Source organism: Mycobacterium sp. MOTT36Y (assembly GCF_000262165.1).
GTDB classification, from domain to species: Bacteria; Actinomycetota; Actinomycetes; order Mycobacteriales; family Mycobacteriaceae; genus Mycobacterium; species Mycobacterium intracellulare.
The window spans coordinates 896,150-913,060 of record NC_017904.1 but is presented as its reverse complement, the minus strand read 5'-3'; the positions used below and the strand labels follow the sequence as shown (position 1 = coordinate 913,060).

Sequence of the window (16,911 nt, the reverse complement as noted above, 5' to 3'; positions counted from 1 at the left end):
TGAGTCTATGGGCGGCGCGCTGGTCATCGGTGAAGCGCTGATCGACAGGGTCGAACGGCGCGGCGCCGTCGAGCACGTCGGCGGCAGCCCCCTCAACGTCGCGGTCGGGCTGGCCCGGCTGGGTCGTCACGTCGACTTCTTGACCCATATCGCGGACGACGAATCCGGCCAGCGCATCGCCGCGGACCTGAAATCCTCTGGTGTGCAACTCGTTCCGGGAAGTGTCTCGGCCGAACGCACGCCGGCCGCGGTCGCGACGATCGCCGACGACGGCTCGGCCGCTTACACATTCGATCTGCAATGGCGGCTTTCCGGTACGCCCGAGGTGGCACCGCCGCTGCTGGTGCACACCGGGTCGATCGCCGCCGTGCGCGAACCGGGGTGCCTGGCGGTCGCCGCGCTGCTCGAGGCTTACCGCGTCTCGGCCACCGTGAGCTTCGATCCCAACGTGCGACCGTCGCTGATTCCCGACCGTGACGCCGCGCAGGCCCGCATCGCACACCTGGTCGAGCGCAGCGACATCGTCAAGCGCGTTGACTCATCAGAAATGCGCGCGAATGGGTGCTTCGTTGACTCATCAGAAATGCGCGCGTGGACGGCGCGCCTGCCTGATCGGTCAGCAATGACTTCGGTAGGCCCAGGTGATGGGGCTGACATTGGGCGAGCGCAGAGCAGTGACGCAGGCAGCGGCGATCCGTTACCAGCAGGCCGGTAAGCGCGGGAAGAGCCGGATTCTCGATGAGTTGTGTGCCAACACCGGCTGGCATCGCAACCATGCCCGTAAGGCGCTTAAAGCCGCGCTGGTGCCCACGATCGTCGCCGCGCGTCCTGTCCGGCCGGTGACGTATGGACCTGAGGTCATCGCCGCATTGACGGTCTGCTGGACCGTACTCGGAATGCCCGCCGGCAAACGGCTCGCCCCCATGCTCGCAGAGCTGGTGGCCGTGTTGCGTCACTTCCGGGAGCTGGTCATCAGTGATGAGACCGCGGCGTTGTTGGTCTCGATGTCGGCGGCCACCATCGATCGCCGCCTGGCCGATGAGCGAGCCAAATACACGATCAAAGGACGTGTGGGCACCAAGCCGGGATCGCTGCTCAAAAGCCAGATCCCGGTGCGCACCTGGGCCGAATGGGACGACGCTGTGCCCGGCTTCGTCGAGATCGACACGGTCTTCCACGACGGCGGCAACCGCGGTGGAGGCCATGCCTTCACACTGACGGTCACCGACATCGCCACCGGCTGGACCGAGAGCCGCTCACTGCCCGACAGGGCGGCCAAACACGTACTGGCCGCCCTCAATCACATCGCCGCCGCGATGCCGTTCCCGATCGTCGGCGTGGACTGCGACAACGGCTCGGAATTCATCAACGACGACCTGCTGACATGGTGTCAAAACCGCTGCATCACTTTCACCCGGTCACGACCGGGCAACAAGAACGACGGCTGCCACGTCGAGCAGAAAAACTGGGCAGTGGTACGCACAGTGGTCGGCTACTACCGCTACGACACCGCATCAGAACTGTTGCTACTCAACGAAATCTGGCATCTGCAGACGAAGCTGACCAACTACTTCCACCCCCAGCAGAAACTGATCTCCAAAGTCCGCACAGGAGCCAAGGTGTCCCGCAAACACGACAAGGCCCAGACCCCGTTTCACCGCGCGATCAATCACCCGAGCATGGCTGTGGAACGCATTGTCGCGCTCAAGCGGACCCACTCGCTGATCAATCCGGCCGCCACCCAACGCCAGATTCAGGCGTTGACCGCCCAGCTCTTCACCCTGGCCACCAGCAAAGCCCCAGCCGGCACCCCCGCTCCCATCACCAAGCGCGCACGCTCACGTGAGGCAACGAACCACCCTTCGCGCGCATCTTGACATGAGGCAACAAGCAAGGTCAGTGACGAGGACTTGAAGTGGATCGATCCCGACCGCGAGCCGCAGCGCACGGCCCGGGGGTGGCTGGCGTCGGGACCCGCGATCGTCGTCCTGACGCTGGGCGCCCGGGGCGCCGTGGCGTTCTGCGCGGCCGGCGATGTCCGGGTGGCGGCCAGGCCGGTCCGGGTGGTCGACACCGTCGGTGCCGGCGACGCCTTCATGGCCGGTTTGCTCGATGCGCTGTGGGAATTGGGTCTGTTGGGCGCCGACCGCCGCGCCGCCCTGAGCCGGGTCGGGCTCGACGCGCTCACGGCGGCACTACAAGCCGCCAGCCTGGCGTCGGCGGTGACGGTCTCGCGGTCCGGCGCCGACCTCCCCGATCGCGCCGCGCTGCGGGCCCAAGCAAACCGTCGCCGCTAGTGTCTTCGAGCGCGGCCCTTTCGCTCGCGGATGTAACGCCACGGCGAAAATTCGAGGCTCAAAGTCAAGTGGCTAATGCATTTTTGTTAGGCGGCTTGGTCGAGGAGGGCGGCCAGGCGTTGGGCGGGGGTGTCGAGGTCAAGGGTTGGGCGCGGTCGTCGGTTGAGGGTGTCTTGGATGCGTTTGAGGTCTGCTGGGGTGTAACCGCTGAGGTCGCTGCCCTTTTCGAACCAGAAGCGCAGGAGGCGGTTGGTGTTTTCGTTGGTGCCGCGTTGCCAGGGCGAGTGCGGATTGCAGAAATAGACCGGGGTGTTGAGTTGCAGGTGAATGTCGCGCCAGCGGGCCATTTCGCTGCCACGGTCCCAGGTGATTGATCGACGAAGGTGTTCGGGTAACTGGCGCATCGCTTCGATCATCGCGCCGGCCACCGTCTCGGCGGTGTGATCGCCGGGCAAATGCAGCAGCATCGTAAAGCGGGTGGACCGCTCGACCAGGGTGCCGATGGCGCTGTTGGGGCCGACGATCAGATCACCTTCCCAGTGGCCGGGCACCGCGCGGTCGGCGGCCTCGGCGGGCCGGTCGCTGATGGTGAACACATCGTGGAATTTCCCCCGCCGTTCGGTGTGGTCCCGGGATTTGCGGGCCGCGCGTTTCGTCGACAAACGCTTACTCAGGTCGGCGCGCAGTTGACCACGAGTTTGGACGTAGAGGCACTGGTAGATGGTTTCGTGGCTCACCCGTGCCAGCCTGTCATCGGGGTGATCGCGCGCCAAGACATCGGCGATCAGTTTGGGACTCCATCCCTGATCCATCCAGTCCTCTATGGCCTCGCATAGCGCGCGGTCTTGGAGTTTGAATGCTTTGGGACGCTTGGCTTTCTTGGCGGCGCGGGCATGGGCAAGACCAGCGTGGTAATCCCCGTCGGGATTGCGATTGCGTTTGAGCTCACGGGAGATGACGCTGGCGTCGCGGTCGAGCTCGTCGGCGATCTCGACCTGGGTGAGGCCCTTGTCCAGACCCCGCATAATCACCAGGCGTTCATCGAAACTGAGCCGGTGTCCCCGCGCGCCCGGCCGGGTCAGATCACCTGGTTCGGCAAGGCCGGTATCAGAGCCCGTACCACTTCGTAATTGCATTGATCCAGCGTCATGCCACCAGCTCCATCCGGTCTGGATCGACACACCGACCTGACGGCCGGCTTCACGCAATGATTCCCCTGCACACACCCGATCAAAGAACTCTCGCCGCATCGAACGCGGATAAGCAACTGACACCTGCAACCTCCTCAAACGTGGAAATTGCATTGACCGTATGAATCTGCCGAGGACAATCTCGCCGTGGCGTTACGGGCGCGGGCTTTTGAACAGCGGCGCGGCGGCGGGGGTGCTGTTAGGCAGCGAACAGTGTGGGCATACTGACTTACATGCGCTCCATCTGGAAGGGTTCCATCGCGTTCGGGCTGGTGAACGTCCCGGTCAAGGTGTACAGCGCCACCCAGGACCACGACATCAAGTTCCACCAGGTGCACGCCAAGGACAACGGCCGCATCCGATACCAGCGCGTGTGCGAGGTGGACGGCGAAGTCGTCGAATACCGTGACATCGCCCGGGCCTACGAATCCGATGACGGCCAGATGGTCATCATCACCGACGACGACATCGCCACGCTGCCCGAGGAACGCAGCCGCGAGATCGAAGTGCTGGAGTTCGTGCCGGCCAGCGATGTGGATCCGATGCTGTTCGACCGCAGCTATTTTTTGGAGCCCGACTCCAAATCGTCGAAATCCTATGTGCTGCTGGCCAAGACGCTTGCGGAGACGGACCGGATGGCGATCGTGCACTTCACGCTGCGCAACAAGACCCGGCTGGCGGCGTTGCGGGTCAAGGACTTCGGCAAGCGCGACGTGATGGTCATCCATACGTTGTTGTGGCCCGACGAGATTCGTGATCCGGACTTCCCGATCCTCGACAAGAAGGTTGAGGTCAAACCCGCCGAGCTCAAAATGGCGGGGCAGGTGGTTGATTCGATGGCCGAGGAGTTCAACCCCGACCGCTACCACGACGACTACCAGGAGCAGCTGCACGAGCTGGTCCAAGCCAAACTCGAAGGCGGAGAGGCGTTTACCACCGAGGAGCAGCCCAAGGAGCTGGATGAGACCGAAGACGTCTCCGATCTGCTGGCCAAGCTGGAGGCCAGCGTGAAGGCGCGCTCCGGTGGAGGCAACGGCAAGGCAGCGGAGAAAAAGGCGCTCGCGAAAAAGAGCGCAGCGAAGAAGACCGCCGCCAAGAAGGCACCCGCGAAAAAGACCGCCGCCAAGAAGACTCCGGCCAAGAAAGCGGCCTCGAAGTCCTGACCCGACGCGCCTCGGTCAGCGTTTGCGGGTCGCCAGAAATCGGGTGGCCGCGGCGACGACGTTGATCACGGCGACCATGATGATGAGCGTCAGCGCCGCACCCCAGATCCGCAGGAATCCGGCGTGTTCGGGGTTGGTGAGCTCGGTGTAGATCAGCAGCGGCAGCGAGGCCATGTTGCCGTGGAAGATGTCGAAGTTGATCGACCTGCTGTAGCCGACCAGCACCAGCACCGGCGCGGTTTCGCCGATCACCCGCGCGATGGACAACAAGATGCCCGAGACGATGCCGGGCATCGCGATCGGAAAGACGATCGAAACGATGGTCTTCCATTTCGGCACACCCAGCGCGTAGCTGGCCTCGCGCAGGTCGTCGGGCACCAGCCGCAGCATTTCCTCGGCGGAGCGCACCACCACCGGCAGCATCAGCAAGACCAGCGCGAGCGACACCGCAAAAGAGCTCTGCTGGAAGCCCAGGGTGGCGATCCAGAGGCTGAAGATGAACAGGGCCGCGACGATCGAGGGGACCCCGGCCAGCACGTCGACCATGAAGGTGGTCAGCCGCACCAGGCGGCCAGAACCGTATTCGACGAGGAAGACCGCGGTCATCAGGCCCAGCGGCACGGCCAGCACGGCGGCCACCCCGGCCTGCACCAGCGTCCCGTACAGCGCGTGATAGACGCCGCCGAGGAACTGTTCGGGCAGCACGCCGCGCAGCGAGTGGGTCCACCACCCCGACCGGGTCACGGCGTACCAGCCCCGTGCGACCACGATCGACAGCACCCAGAACAGCGGCACCAGCGCGATGAGGAACGAGGTGAGAAAGAAGATCGTCGCGGCGCCGTTGGTGATCCGCCGCCGGAAGCTGAGCGGCCTGAACACCTCGGCCTTGACCGGCCGGTCGAGCGCGTCAACTGTCACGAGCGCCGCTCCTCCTCATCGCGTCGCTCTGCATCGTCGCGGCGCGAGTCATGAGCGCCGCTTCTCCTCATCGCTTCGCTCTGCATCGTCGCGGCGCGCGTCATCCGTTGACCTTGCCGCCAGCGATCGCGCGGGCCAGCGCGTTGACGATAAACGTCAGCACGAACAGGGCGAATCCCGCCGAAATGTACGCCCCGGTGGGCAGCGGTGCGCTGAACTCCGCGGCCGCCGACGCGATCTTGGAGGCAAACGTGTAGCCACCGTCGAACAGCGACCAATTCCCCGGGCGGGCGGCCGAACGCAGAATGATCAGCACAGCCACGGTCTCGCCCAGCGCGCGTCCCAACCCCAGCATCGAGGCGGCGATGACGCCGCTGCGGCCGAACGGCAGCACGGTCATCCGCACCACCTCCCACTTGGTGGCGCCCAGCGCCTGCGCCGCTTCCATCTGGATGTGGGGGGTCTGCCGAAACACCTCGCGCGAGACCGACGTGACGATCGGCAGGATCATCACCGAGAGCACGACGCCGGCGGTGAAGATGGTGCCGCCGCCGGCCAACGACACGTTGCCCTGTTTGAACAGGAAAAACCATCCGAGGTGCCGATTGAGAAACGCCGCGACCGGCTCGAGCCGGGGGGCCAGGACGAAGATTCCCCAGAGCCCGAAGATGATCGACGGCACCGCGGCCAGCAGGTCCACCACCGCGCCGAACGGGCGCCCCAGCCGCTTCGGCGCGTATTGGGTGAGGAACACGGCGATACCGACCGCGATGGGCACGGACAGCACCAGCGCGGTGAGCGAACTGAGCACCGTGACCATGAGCAGGTCACGGATGCCGAAGGCCAGGTTGTGGGGGTTGCTGGTGCTGAACTCGGCGCTGGTGAAGAAGTTTGCGTGATTGACGCGCAACGACGGCAGGGCGCGCAGCAACAGGAACACCGCGATCAACAGGATGGCGACCACGATCGTGGAACCAGCGGCCGCGGCGACCAGCTTGAAGATCCGGTCGCCCCGCCGCGACACGCGTGCATTCAGCGCCGTTGATGCCGGTTTTTCCGCGGTCGACGGGCTGGTTGCTGTTCCTCGTGTCACGACCACCTCAGGTTATGTGATGGCGTTGATCGAAGAAGACAGCCTCGCCTTGAACGCGTCGGGGATCGGAATGTAGCCATTGTCGGCCAGGCCATTTTGCCCGGCGCCGATGGTGCTTTGCAGGAATCCCTTCACCGCCGCACCGACCCCGGAGTCGGGGTACTTCGAGCACACGATCTCGTAGGTCGCCAGCACGATCGGGTAGGAACCGGCCTGCTTGGGTTTGTAGAACGACAGCGTGTCGAGCACCAGGTCGTTGCCCTGGCCGGAGATTTTGGCCCCAGCAATCGTCTTGCCCACCGATTCGGCGCTGATCGACACCGCGTCCGGGCCGGCCGAGGTGATGATCTTGGCCATGTTCAGTTTCTGTGCCTGGGCAAACGACCATTCGTTATAGGTGATGGATCCTTCGGTGGCCTTGATCGCCGCCGACGTGCCGTCGTTGCCCTTGGCTCCCTCACCGACGCCGCCCTTGAAGGTCTTTCCGGCGCCCTTGCCCCATGCTCCGTCCGCGGCGGCGTCGAGATATTTCTGGAAATTGTCGGTGGTGCCGGACTCGTCGTTGCGGAAGACGACGTGAATCGGCACGTCGGGCAATGTGGCACCGGGGTTGAGGGCCTGAATCGCGGGGTCGTTCCACGTTGTGATCGAGCCGTTGAAGATTTTGGCGGCCGTGGGGCCGTCGAGGCTGAGCGAGTTCAGGCCCGTCACGTTGTAGGTGATGGCGATCGGGCCGAAAACGACCGGCAGATTCCAGGCCGGCGAACCGCACCGCTGCTGCGCGGCGGCGTATTCGTTGGTCGCCAGCGGCGAGTCAGAACCACCGAAATCCGTTTGGTTGCCGTTAAATTCGCTGATTCCCGCACCGGATCCGTTGGCCGTGTAGTTCAGCGTCTGGCCGGGGCAGGCCTGCTCGAACGCGTTGACAAAGCGGGTCATCGCGTTGGCCTGGGCCGTCGACCCGCTGGCCTTGAGGGCCTTCTTCCCGCCACAATTCACCTTGCCCGACGACGAGCCGGTCGGCGCACTGGCGCCGGACCCGTTGTTGTCGCTGCCGCACCCCGACAACGCCAGCGCAGTAACGCTCAAGGCACTCAGCACGGCGCCAAATCGGTTGAGTTTCAATTCGCTTCCTCACGGTAGGGATGAAACATGGTCGCGGCCGGTCAGTTAACCGTAGCGCGCCGACCAGCCGGTATCGCGGCCACGAACGTAACAGTAACAATTGAACGTTGAGCAAACTTTTCGGCGATCACCGCTGAACGCGTCGGCGGGGGGTCGCGACGTCGGCCGCAGCACACCGCGACGTCGCCTGGCCGGTGTTCGTCAGCAAAGGCCCCACCCGGCCCTCCGAGGGGCCGCCGACTGGTTGCTGACATCACGCGATGGCGTTGATCGCATCCGACAGCCGGGACTTGAACGACTCCGGCACCGGGATATACCCGTTGTCCACCAAGCCATTCTGGCCGGCACCGATGGTGCTTTGCAGGAACGCCTTTACGGCCGCGCCGACCTGCGGGTCGGGATACTTCGAACACACAATCTCGTAGGTCGCCAACACGATCGGGTAGGAACCGGGCCGGGTCGGCTTGTAGAACGAGAAGGTGTCCACCACCAAGTCGTTGCCCTGCCCGGTGAGGGTGGCACCGGAGATCGTTTTCCCGACCGATCCGGCGCTGATGCCCACCGCCTCGGGCCCGGCCGAGGTGACGATCCTGGCCATCGTCAGCTTCTGCGCCAGACCGAACGACCATTCGTTGTAGGTGACCGATCCTTCGGTCGCCCGGACGGCCGCCGACGTACCGCCGTTGCCGTCGGCGCCCTGCCCGACCCCACCGTGGAACGTCTTGCCGATGCCCTTGTCCCACACGCCGTCGGACGCGGAGTCCAGGTATTTCTGGAAATTGTCGGTGGTGCCGGACTCGTCGCCGCGGAACACGACACGGATGGGCTCGGCGGGCAGCGCGGTACCCGGGTTCAGCGCTGCGATCGCCGGGTCGTCCCAGGCAGTGATGGCGCCCTTGAAGATTTTGGCGGCGGTGGGCCCGTCGAGGATCAGCGAGCTGACGCCCCTGACGTTGTAGGTGATCGCGATCGGGCCGAAGACCACGGGCAGATTCCACGCCGGCGAACCGCATCGGGTCCGCGCCGCGAAGTATTCGATCGGGGCCAACGGTGAATCCGAACCCGCGAAATCGATTTGGTTTCCGGTGAATTGGCCGATTCCCGCGCCGGAGCCATTGGGTGTGTAATTCAGCGTCTGACCGGGGCAAGCGTGCTCGAAGGCGCCGGAGAATCGGGTCATCGCGTTGGCCTGGGCGCTCGAGCCCGCCGCCGTCAGGGCCTGCTTGCCGCCGCAATTGACCACGCCCGACACGCCCGCCCCGCTTCCCCGGGCCGTGCTGTCGTGGAATCCGCATCCCGACAACACCAGCGCAGCGGCTGTCAGGACGCCCAGCACAGCACCAAAACGGTTGCGTCCCAAGTCTCTTCCTCACAGTAAGGACCACAAAGATCGGCGTCACCGAGCTAACCGCACCAAGGTGAACGACGGGCAAATGGTCTGGCAACGCGCGCAACGTCACCGACACCGGGCCGCCGCCCCGACGGCCGCATCGGAAGCCCCCCGGATAGAAAAATAGAACTTGTTCTAGAAATGCCTTATCCGCGCCGCCGCGGCTTGCTACCGTGTCGCCTGACACCGAAACGAAGAGAGGCCGCCATGATCCTTGACAGGTTCCGTCTCGACGACAAAGTCGCCGTCATCACCGGTGCAGGCCGTGGCCTCGGGGCGGCCATCGCGCTGGCGTTCGCCGAGGCAGGCGCCGACGTCCTCATCGCCTCGCGAACTGAATCCCGACTAGAGGCCGTCGCCGAACAGGTCCGCGCCGCCGGGCGCCGCGCCCACGTCGTGGCCGCCGACCTGGCGCATCCGGAATCCACCGCCGAGCTGGCCGGCCAGGCCGTCGAGGCATTCGGGAAACTAGACATCGTCGTCAACAACGTCGGGGGATCCATGCCCAACACGTTGTTGACGACCTCGACGAAGGATCTCAAAGACGCCTTCACCTTCAACGTCGGCACCGCCCACGCGCTCACACTGGCTGCGGTGCCGTTGATGCTCGAGCACTCCGGCGGCGGCAGCATCATCAACATCACCTCGACCATGGGCCGGCTGGCCGGACGTGGCTTCGCGGCCTACGGCACCGCCAAGGCCGCGCTGTCCCATTACACCCGGCTGACCGCCCTGGACCTGTGCCCACGGATTCGGGTCAACGCGATCGCGCCGGGATCGATCCTCACCTCCGCGCTGGACGTGGTTGCCTCCAACGACGAGCTGCGGTCGCCGATGGAGAAGGCCACCCCGATGCGCCGGCTGGGCGATCCGGTCGACATTGCCGCTGCGGCAGTCTATTTGGCGTCTCCCGCCGGCAACTTCCTGACCGGCAAGACCCTCGAGGTCGACGGCGGCCTCACCTTCCCCAATCTCGACATCCCCGTCCCGGACCTGTGACCCACGACCGCTAAGGAGCACGTCATGCCCATCCCCGTCGTCCAACTGGGCACCGGCAACGTCGGTATCCACGCGCTGCGCGCGCTCATCACCAATCCGGAGTTCGACCTGAAAGGCGTGTGGGTGTCGTCCGACGCCAAGGCGGGCAAGGACGCCGCCGAGCTCGCCGGGCTTGCGGAGGCGACGGGGGTGCTCGCCAGCACCGACCTGGACGCCGTGCTCGCCACCGGGCCGCAGTGCGCGGTGTACAACGCGCTGGCCGACAACCGGTTGCCCGAGGCGCTCGAGGATTACCGGCGCGTGCTGGCGGCCGGGATCAATATCGTCGGCAGCGGCCCCGTCTTCTTGCAGTATCCGTGGCAGGTGATCCCCGAGGAGCTGATCAAGCCGCTGGAAGACGCAGCGCGCGAAGGCAATTCAAGCCTCTACGTCAACGGCATCGACCCGGGCTTCGCCAACGACCTGCTGCCCCTGGCGCTGGCCGGCACCTGCCAGAGCATCCAGCAGATCCGGTGCATGGAGATCGTCGACTACGCCACCTATGACAGTGCGGCGGTCATGTTCGACGTCATGGGATTCGGCAAGCCACTCGACGAAATTCCCATGTTGCTGCAGCCCGGTGTGCTCAGCCTGGCGTGGGGCTCGGTGATCCGGCAAATGGCGGCGGGCCTTGGCATTTCGCTCGACGAGGTCACCCAGTCGCACGTGCGCGTACCCGCCCCGGAGGACTTCGACATCGCCTCGGGCCATATCGCCAAGGGCACCGCCGCGGCGCTGCGCTTCGAGGTGTTCGGCATGGTCAACGGCGATCCCGTCGTCGTCCTCGAACACGTCACCCGGCTGCGCGAGGACCTGTGCCCGGACTGGCCGCAACCCGCACAGGAGGGTGGCTCCTACCGCATCGAGGTCACCGGCGAGCCGTCGTACGCCATGGACATCTGCCTGAGCAGCCGCAAGGGCGATCACAACCACGCCGGGCTGGTGGCCACCGCGATGCGAGTCGTCAACGCGATTCCCGCGGTGGTGGCCGCCGATCCGGGAATCGTCACCACGCTCGACTTGCCGCTGATCACCGGCAAGGGGCTCTACCGTCCGGCCTGAGCCTGGACGGCACGAAACACCGCGGCCGCTGGGCAGCCCGACGGGATGTTCGACTAACCTCACTTTCTTATTCGGTGAAGTGAATCGAGGTCACGTTGGCGCAGCGCACCCAGGGCTCGCTCAAGGGCAACTGGTATCTGCTCGGGCCCGCGTTCGTCGCCGCGATCGCCTACGTCGACCCCGGAAACGTCGCGGCCAACGTCAGCGCCGGCTCACAGTACGGCTACCTGCTGTTGTGGGTGATCGTCGCGGCCAACGTCCTCGCGGGCCTGGTGCAGTACCTGTCGGCCAAGCTCGGGCTGGTCACCGGGCGATCGTTGCCGGCCGCTCTGGGCAAGCGGATGAGCAGCCCACTGCGGCTGGTGTATTGGGCGCAGGCCGAACTCGTGGCGATCGCCACCGACGCCGCCGAAGTCGTCGGCGGGGCCATCGCCCTACACATCCTGTTCGGCTTGCCGCTGATGGTCGGCGGGCTCATCACCGGCGTGGTGGCCTTGCTGTTGCTGGGCATTCAGGATCGGCGCGGACAGATCATCTTCGAGCGGGTCATCACCGGCTTGCTGCTGGTCATCGCGATCGGGTTCGCGGCGAGCTTCTTCGTCAAGACCGCGCCGCCCCACGACGTGCTGGGCGGCCTGGTGCCGAGGTTCCGCGGCACCGAGAGTGTGCTGCTGGCCGCCGCGATCCTGGGGGCCACCGTGATGCCGCATGCGGTGTACATGCATTCGGGTCTGGTGCTAGACCGGCACGGGCATCCCGACCATGGGTCGCATCGCCGCCTGCTGCTGCGGATCACCCGCTGGGACGTCGTCCTGGCGATGGCGGTGGCCGGCACGGTGAACGCCGCCATGCTGCTGGTCGCCGCGATCAACCTGCAGGACCGCAACGTGAGCGCCTCCATCGAGGGCGCCTATTCCGCCATCCACAACACGCTGGGGGCGACCATCGCGGTGCTGTTCGCGATCGGTCTCCTCGCGTCCGGGCTGGCGTCCTCGTCGGTGGGCGCCTACGCCGGCGCCATGATCATGCAGGGGCTGCTGCACCGGTCGATCCCGATGGTGGCGCGCCGCCTGATCACCCTGTGCCCCGCCCTGGTGATCCTGGCGGTCGGGTTCGACCCCACCCGCGCGTTGGTGCTGTCCCAGGTGGTGCTGTCGTTCGGCATTCCGTTTGCGGTGCTGCCTCTGATCAAGCTGACGAGCAACCGCGAGCTGATGGGCGACGACGCCAACCACCGCATCACGACGATTCTTGGCTGGGGCGTCGGCATATTGATTAGTCTGCTTAACATGGTGCTCGTCTGGCTGACGGTGACCGGCTGAATGCCGGCCCTGCGTCATCTGTACTTCGCATACGGCTCGAACCTATGCGTACGGCAGATGGCGCGCCGCTGTCCCGACGCCGCCGATCCGCGCCCCGCGGTCCTCGCCGACCACGACTGGCTGATCAACCAGCGAGGCGTGGCCACCGTCGAGCCGTTGGCCGGAAACCAGGTGCATGGGGTGCTCTGGCAGATCTCCGACGGCGACCTGGCGACCTTGGACAGCGCCGAGGGTGTGCCGGTGCGCTACCGGCGCGACCGGCTGACCGTGCACACCGACGACGGGCCGTCACCGGCCTGGGTCTACATCGACCACCGGGTGACGCCGGGCCCTCCCCGCCCGGGCTACCTGCCCACCATCATCGACGGTGCCGCGCAGCACGGGCTGCCCCCACGCTGGCTCGAGTTCTTGCGCCGCTGGGATCCGGCCGGCTGGCCGCGCCCGAAATCGTCGGCGGCGTGCGGGCCTGGGCCGCAGTCGTTTTCGGCGTTGCTGAGCGAGCCCGGGGTGGCCGAGAGCTGCCAATTGCGTTCGCGTTTCGGATTTTTGGCGATCCACGGCGGCGGACTGGAAGAGATGACCGACGTGATCGCCGAGCGCGCCGCCGAGGCCGCCGGTGCGTCCGTCTATGTGGTGCGTCATCCCGACCACTACCCGCATCACCTGCCGTCGGCCCTGTTCGATCCGGCCGAGTCGCCACGGCTCGCCGCTTTCCTCGACCATGTCGACGTCGCGGTGTCGCTGCACGGCTATGGCCGCGACGGGCGCAGCACACAGCTGCTGGCCGGTGGTCGCAACCGGGAGCTGGCTGCCCATTTGGCCCGCCACATCCGGCTGACCGGCTATCAGGTCATCACCGACCTCGACGACGTGCCACCGGAATTGCGCGGGCTGCACCCGCGGAACCCGGTGAACCGGGTGCGTCAGGGCGGAACCCAGCTGGAGCTCTCGGCGCGGGTCCGCGGGATCAGCCCGCGCAGCCCGCTGCCCGGCGATGACGGTTTGTCGTCGGTCACCAGCGTGCTGATCCAAGGGCTGGCCGAGGCCGCTCGTCGTTGGTCTATGTCGTCGGATCGCTAAAACGGAGGTTGTTGGTGGCCAAGGATTTTCGCTTCGGAATGAGCATGCGGTTCTTTAAGTCCCGCGAGGCGCTGCTCGACAAGGCCAAGCGGGCTGAAGACGCCGGTTTCGACATTCTTTGTGTGCCGGACCATTTGGGCGCGGCGGCGCCCTTCCCGACGCTGACCGCGGTCGCGATGGTCACCACCACGCTGAAGCTGAGCATGTATGTGCTCAACTCCGCCTTCTACAAGCCGGCCCTGCTCAGCCGGGACATGCAGGCCCTCGATCTGCTCAGCGACGGCCGCCTCGAAATCGGGCTGGGCACCGGCTACGTCCGCGAAGAGTTCGAAGCCGCCGAGATCCCCTATCCCAGCGCCGGTGCCCGCGTCGACTACCTCGAACACATGACGAAGTACCTGAAGGAACACCACCCGTCGACGCCGCTCATCATCGCCGGCAACGGCGACCGGGTGCTGACCATCGCCGCCCGCAACGCCGACATCATCGGCCTGACCGGCTCCAAGGTGCGCGCGGTCGAGGACCCGTTCGCCGAACGTGTCGATTTCGTCCGCAACGCCGCGGGGGATCGCTTCGACGCCCTGGAGCTGAATCTGGCGATCACGGCGATGCCGCGGGTCGGCGAGACCGAGCCGGACCTGAAGCTGACCCGCAGCTACGCGCCGGACCTGTCCGATGAGGAGATCCTGTCCCAGCCCTCGGTGCTCAGCGGTTCCCCCCGCGAAATCGCCGAGACGTTGATCGCGTACCGCGACAAGTACGGTGTCTCATCCTTCACCGTGCAGGACAACAACATCGAGAACTTCTCGAAGGTGATCGCCGAACTGCGCTGACGCCGTGGCCCTCGGCTTTTGATCCAGCCCGGTAAGCTCAGGCCGTCCGCCCTCGTAGCTCAGGGGATAGAGCACGGCTCTCCTAAAGCCGGTGTCGCAGGTTCGAATCCTGCCGGGGGCACTTTTGTTGTATGACGTCGGTTGATGCATGTCGTTTCGCCTTCGGGTGATGCTTGACGGTGTTTCGGCTGATGCTTGACAGCTACTTCGGCTGATCCTTGACACTGAGTTGAGTGTGGCTGAGCAGCGGTATCAGGCCGTGTTGTTTCAGTAGACGGTGGGCAATTCTGCCCCCGCTGCGGATATGACAAAAAGTCGGGTGAATCGCTATTCGCAGTTCATCCAAATAAACTGTTGCGGTTATGGGGCAAGATGCATTGCAGGTCGTCCCCGCCGAGCTAGAAGCCACAGCCGGCAAATGGGAAGCGGTCAGCTCGCAACTCGTTGGCGCGCCACCGGCGCCAGGGCAACCATTCCAGGCCACCACGGCGGCCGTGAATAGTCTCAACGCGGCGATCGGTGTTGCCGCAGCGGCCTTTTCAGTGCGGACGCAGGCGACAGTGGGCGGGATGACCACCGCCACCGGTAAATACATCAGCCAAGAGGCCACGTCGGCGGGCGACATGGATGCCATCACGGGGGTGACGGTGGTCTAGATGCCAGCAACCCTGTCACAAATCCAGGCGTGGAGCACCGAGCACCTCATCGACGCGGCCGCCTACTGGACACAAACCGCCGACCGCTGGGAAGACGCATTTCTGACGATGCGCAACCAGGCACATTCCATCACCTGGCACGGCGCTGGCGGCGACGCGCTGCGGGAACGCACCGGATCCGATCTATCCGTCGTCAGCGACAAAGCTGACCAACTACGGCAAGCGGCTGGAATAGCCCGCAATGGCGCCAGTGACATTAGCGCCGCCCAGCGACGAGTCCTGTATGGCGTCGAAGATGCGCAGAATGCGGGGTTCACTGTCGGAGAAGACTTGTCGGTCACCGACACTCGCAGCACTCCCCCAGCAGAACGGGCCACGCGCCATGCTAAAGCCCAAGCATTCGCCGTTGACATCCGTTCGCGGGCCGAACAACTCGAGGGCGCGGAGGTTAAGGTCGCGGGCCAACTCACTGCTGCTGCCGGAACTGTTGGGGACGTTGGCTTCGCTCAATCCTCGAGCTACAACGGCGGGCAGCAGTCGCCCACTAATGGCGACGGCCAGAACGGACGCGGTGCCCTAGCCGTTGCCAATGGCCAGCACGGCGGGGTTCATCTTGTGGACTTCAAGCAGGACGGCAGCCCGGAACCGTCTCCGGTGCCGCAACCCACCCCATCTCAAGGACAGCCGCAGATCGGGCCATTCCCCGTGCCGCCACAAGTGGCCGCTGCCGCACCGAAGACACCGGCGCCCGCCACACCATCCGTACCCGCACCCGCACCTAGTGTGGCGGGACCAAGCTTCGGCCAATGCGTAGGAGGGCAGGTGAAAGCCAACGTCGGTAAGGACATGATCAAAGACGGGTTCAAGAGCGGCGCCATCAAGGCCGGTATCGGAGCAGCGTTCGGGGCGGGTCTCACTCCCGAACTCGCCGGCGCTGGTGCACTGCCTGGCGCGGTGCTCGGCTTCGTCGGCGGCTTCGCGCAGGGCTTGCTGGAAGCCCCTGTAGAGGCGACCGCCAAAGGCGCGCTGGAGTGCAGCGAAGCCGTACCTGGTTGGCTGAAGCCATGATCAACGCAAAGCGGATCCTGCTTTACCTGCCGCTGTACCTCGTGTGGGCGGTTACCATCGATGTCCTGTTCGATAGGGCCAGCCCCGCCAGTAGCAAGTCTGTACCAGCATGGATGACAGTTGGCTTCATCGTGTCGGCCGTCGTCGTGGCCGGCTTGGTGCTTTGGTACTTGTCCAGACGCGCAGCCGGCAAGGTGCCACAGCAGCGCCAGCACGTCTACACTGCCTTGCTCGTCGCAATCGTCGTGTCGGGCTTCGTAGATGATGCGCTCAAAGGTGTCGCGTGGCTGCTCCTGGGCGGTCATCCCTGGTGGGTGCTTGTGCCGATTTACACACTTGGCTATGCGGCGTGCTGGGCGGTCCTCGTGCTCATGGTGAACTGGCTCGAACACCGAGCAGACGACCGCAGCGGGTCATCCCGCGCGTGAGAATTAACCCCGTTTACGGCCCGACGTTCTACACAGGTCTGACCGTTCTTTTCCTAACCCTTTTCGTGCTGAGCGCCTCCACCCACGGCACAACGCTGGGTCTGATCAGTACAGGAGGTCTCGCCGCGGTAATGGGCTACAACGCCTACCGGACCTGGTCCCGCAAGCGCCGCATGAACCATGCAATAACGCTACGGCGCAATGTCGGTCGACGGACTTGGCGTTCATCTCTCGACCACCCCGTTCAT

At 65.3% G+C, this 16,911-nt stretch carries 15 protein-coding genes, 1 tRNA gene and 3 pseudogenes; 14 read left to right on the top strand and 5 right to left on the bottom strand.

The window, feature by feature from the left end; genetic code table 11:
- Positions 1-7: 7 nt before the first annotated feature.
- The 3 genes and pseudogenes from W7S_RS04595 to W7S_RS04585 form a co-directional block, all read left to right on the top strand.
- A pseudogene (locus tag W7S_RS04595) lies at positions 8-536 on the top strand (PfkB family carbohydrate kinase); the annotation flags it as partial.
- Between the two features lie 108 nt (positions 537-644).
- A complete protein-coding gene (locus W7S_RS04590) occupies positions 645-1,877 on the top strand; it encodes a DDE-type integrase/transposase/recombinase (protein WP_036429032.1) in 1,233 nt (410 codons plus the stop codon).
- A 15-nt stretch (positions 1,878-1,892) separates the two neighbouring features.
- Positions 1,893-2,297 (top strand): annotated as a pseudogene (locus tag W7S_RS04585) (PfkB family carbohydrate kinase); the annotation flags it as partial.
- Between the two features lie 86 nt (positions 2,298-2,383).
- Here the strand turns inward: W7S_RS04585 and W7S_RS04580 are convergent.
- Positions 2,384-3,577 carry an IS30 family transposase gene (locus tag W7S_RS04580; protein WP_369751691.1) on the bottom strand — a complete coding sequence of 398 codons (1,194 nt, stop codon included), beginning with the start codon at positions 3,575-3,577 and terminating at the stop codon, positions 2,384-2,386.
- Positions 3,578-3,720: 143 nt separating this feature from the next.
- Between W7S_RS04580 and W7S_RS04575 the strand changes: the two genes are divergently transcribed.
- Positions 3,721-4,650, top strand: a complete 930-nt coding sequence (locus W7S_RS04575) for a Ku protein (RefSeq protein WP_008253954.1) — start codon at positions 3,721-3,723, stop codon at positions 4,648-4,650.
- Between the two features lie 15 nt (positions 4,651-4,665).
- Here the strand turns inward: W7S_RS04575 and pstA are convergent, their stop codons facing one another.
- The 4 genes from pstA to pstS (W7S_RS04555) form a co-directional block, all read right to left on the bottom strand.
- Positions 4,666-5,568 carry a phosphate ABC transporter permease PstA gene (gene pstA / locus W7S_RS04570; protein ID WP_008253952.1) on the bottom strand — a complete coding sequence of 301 codons (903 nt, stop codon included), beginning with the start codon at positions 5,566-5,568 and terminating at the stop codon, positions 4,666-4,668.
- 100 nt (positions 5,569-5,668) lie between these two features.
- A complete protein-coding gene (gene pstC, locus W7S_RS04565; RefSeq protein WP_014379265.1) occupies positions 5,669-6,667 on the bottom strand; it encodes a phosphate ABC transporter permease subunit PstC in 999 nt (332 codons plus the stop codon).
- A gap of 6 nt (positions 6,668-6,673) precedes the next feature.
- Entirely contained in the window at positions 6,674-7,786 is a 1,113-nt protein-coding gene (gene pstS, locus W7S_RS04560) for a phosphate ABC transporter substrate-binding protein PstS (RefSeq protein ID WP_008253946.1), read from the bottom strand.
- 253 nt (positions 7,787-8,039) lie between these two features.
- Positions 8,040-9,146: a phosphate ABC transporter substrate-binding protein PstS gene (gene pstS / locus W7S_RS04555; RefSeq protein ID WP_085976428.1), complete on the bottom strand. Its 1,107-nt coding sequence runs from the start codon at positions 9,144-9,146 to the stop codon at positions 8,040-8,042.
- A gap of 237 nt (positions 9,147-9,383) precedes the next feature.
- On the opposite strand from pstS (W7S_RS04555), the gene W7S_RS04550 reads away from it, so the two are divergent.
- From W7S_RS04550 to W7S_RS27755, 10 genes and pseudogenes are all read left to right on the top strand, one after another.
- Positions 9,384-10,175 carry an SDR family oxidoreductase gene (locus W7S_RS04550; protein ID WP_008253943.1) on the top strand — a complete coding sequence of 264 codons (792 nt, stop codon included), beginning with the start codon at positions 9,384-9,386 and terminating at the stop codon, positions 10,173-10,175.
- Between the two features lie 24 nt (positions 10,176-10,199).
- Positions 10,200-11,276: a diacylglycerol kinase gene (locus W7S_RS04545; RefSeq protein ID WP_014383902.1), complete on the top strand. Its 1,077-nt coding sequence runs from the start codon at positions 10,200-10,202 to the stop codon at positions 11,274-11,276.
- 95 nt (positions 11,277-11,371) lie between these two features.
- Positions 11,372-12,598 carry an Nramp family divalent metal transporter gene (locus W7S_RS04540; RefSeq protein WP_008253939.1) on the top strand — a complete coding sequence of 409 codons (1,227 nt, stop codon included), beginning with the start codon at positions 11,372-11,374 and terminating at the stop codon, positions 12,596-12,598.
- Positions 12,599-13,678, top strand: coding sequence for a poly-gamma-glutamate hydrolase family protein (locus W7S_RS04535; RefSeq protein WP_008253936.1), 1,080 nt, complete (start codon positions 12,599-12,601; stop codon positions 13,676-13,678).
- An 8-nt stretch (positions 13,679-13,686) separates the two neighbouring features.
- Positions 13,687-14,511: an LLM class F420-dependent oxidoreductase gene (locus W7S_RS04530; protein ID WP_009953038.1), complete on the top strand. Its 825-nt coding sequence runs from the start codon at positions 13,687-13,689 to the stop codon at positions 14,509-14,511.
- Between the two features lie 48 nt (positions 14,512-14,559).
- A tRNA-Arg gene (locus W7S_RS04525) sits at positions 14,560-14,632 on the top strand.
- A 241-nt stretch (positions 14,633-14,873) separates the two neighbouring features.
- Positions 14,874-15,167, top strand: a complete 294-nt coding sequence (locus W7S_RS04520; RefSeq protein ID WP_008253933.1) for a hypothetical protein — start codon at positions 14,874-14,876, stop codon at positions 15,165-15,167.
- Positions 15,168-16,235, top strand: a complete 1,068-nt coding sequence (locus tag W7S_RS04515) for a hypothetical protein (RefSeq protein ID WP_036428533.1) — start codon at positions 15,168-15,170, stop codon at positions 16,233-16,235. It abuts the gene before it with no gap.
- Positions 16,232-16,663: a hypothetical protein gene (locus W7S_RS04510; RefSeq protein ID WP_008253927.1), complete on the top strand. Its 432-nt coding sequence runs from the start codon at positions 16,232-16,234 to the stop codon at positions 16,661-16,663. Before W7S_RS04515 ends, W7S_RS04510 begins: the two co-directional genes overlap by 4 nt.
- Positions 16,660-16,842: pseudogene (locus W7S_RS27755) on the top strand (hypothetical protein); the annotation flags it as partial. The gene W7S_RS04510 and the pseudogene W7S_RS27755, both read left to right, overlap by 4 nt.
- Between the last annotated feature and the right edge of the window lie 69 nt (positions 16,843-16,911).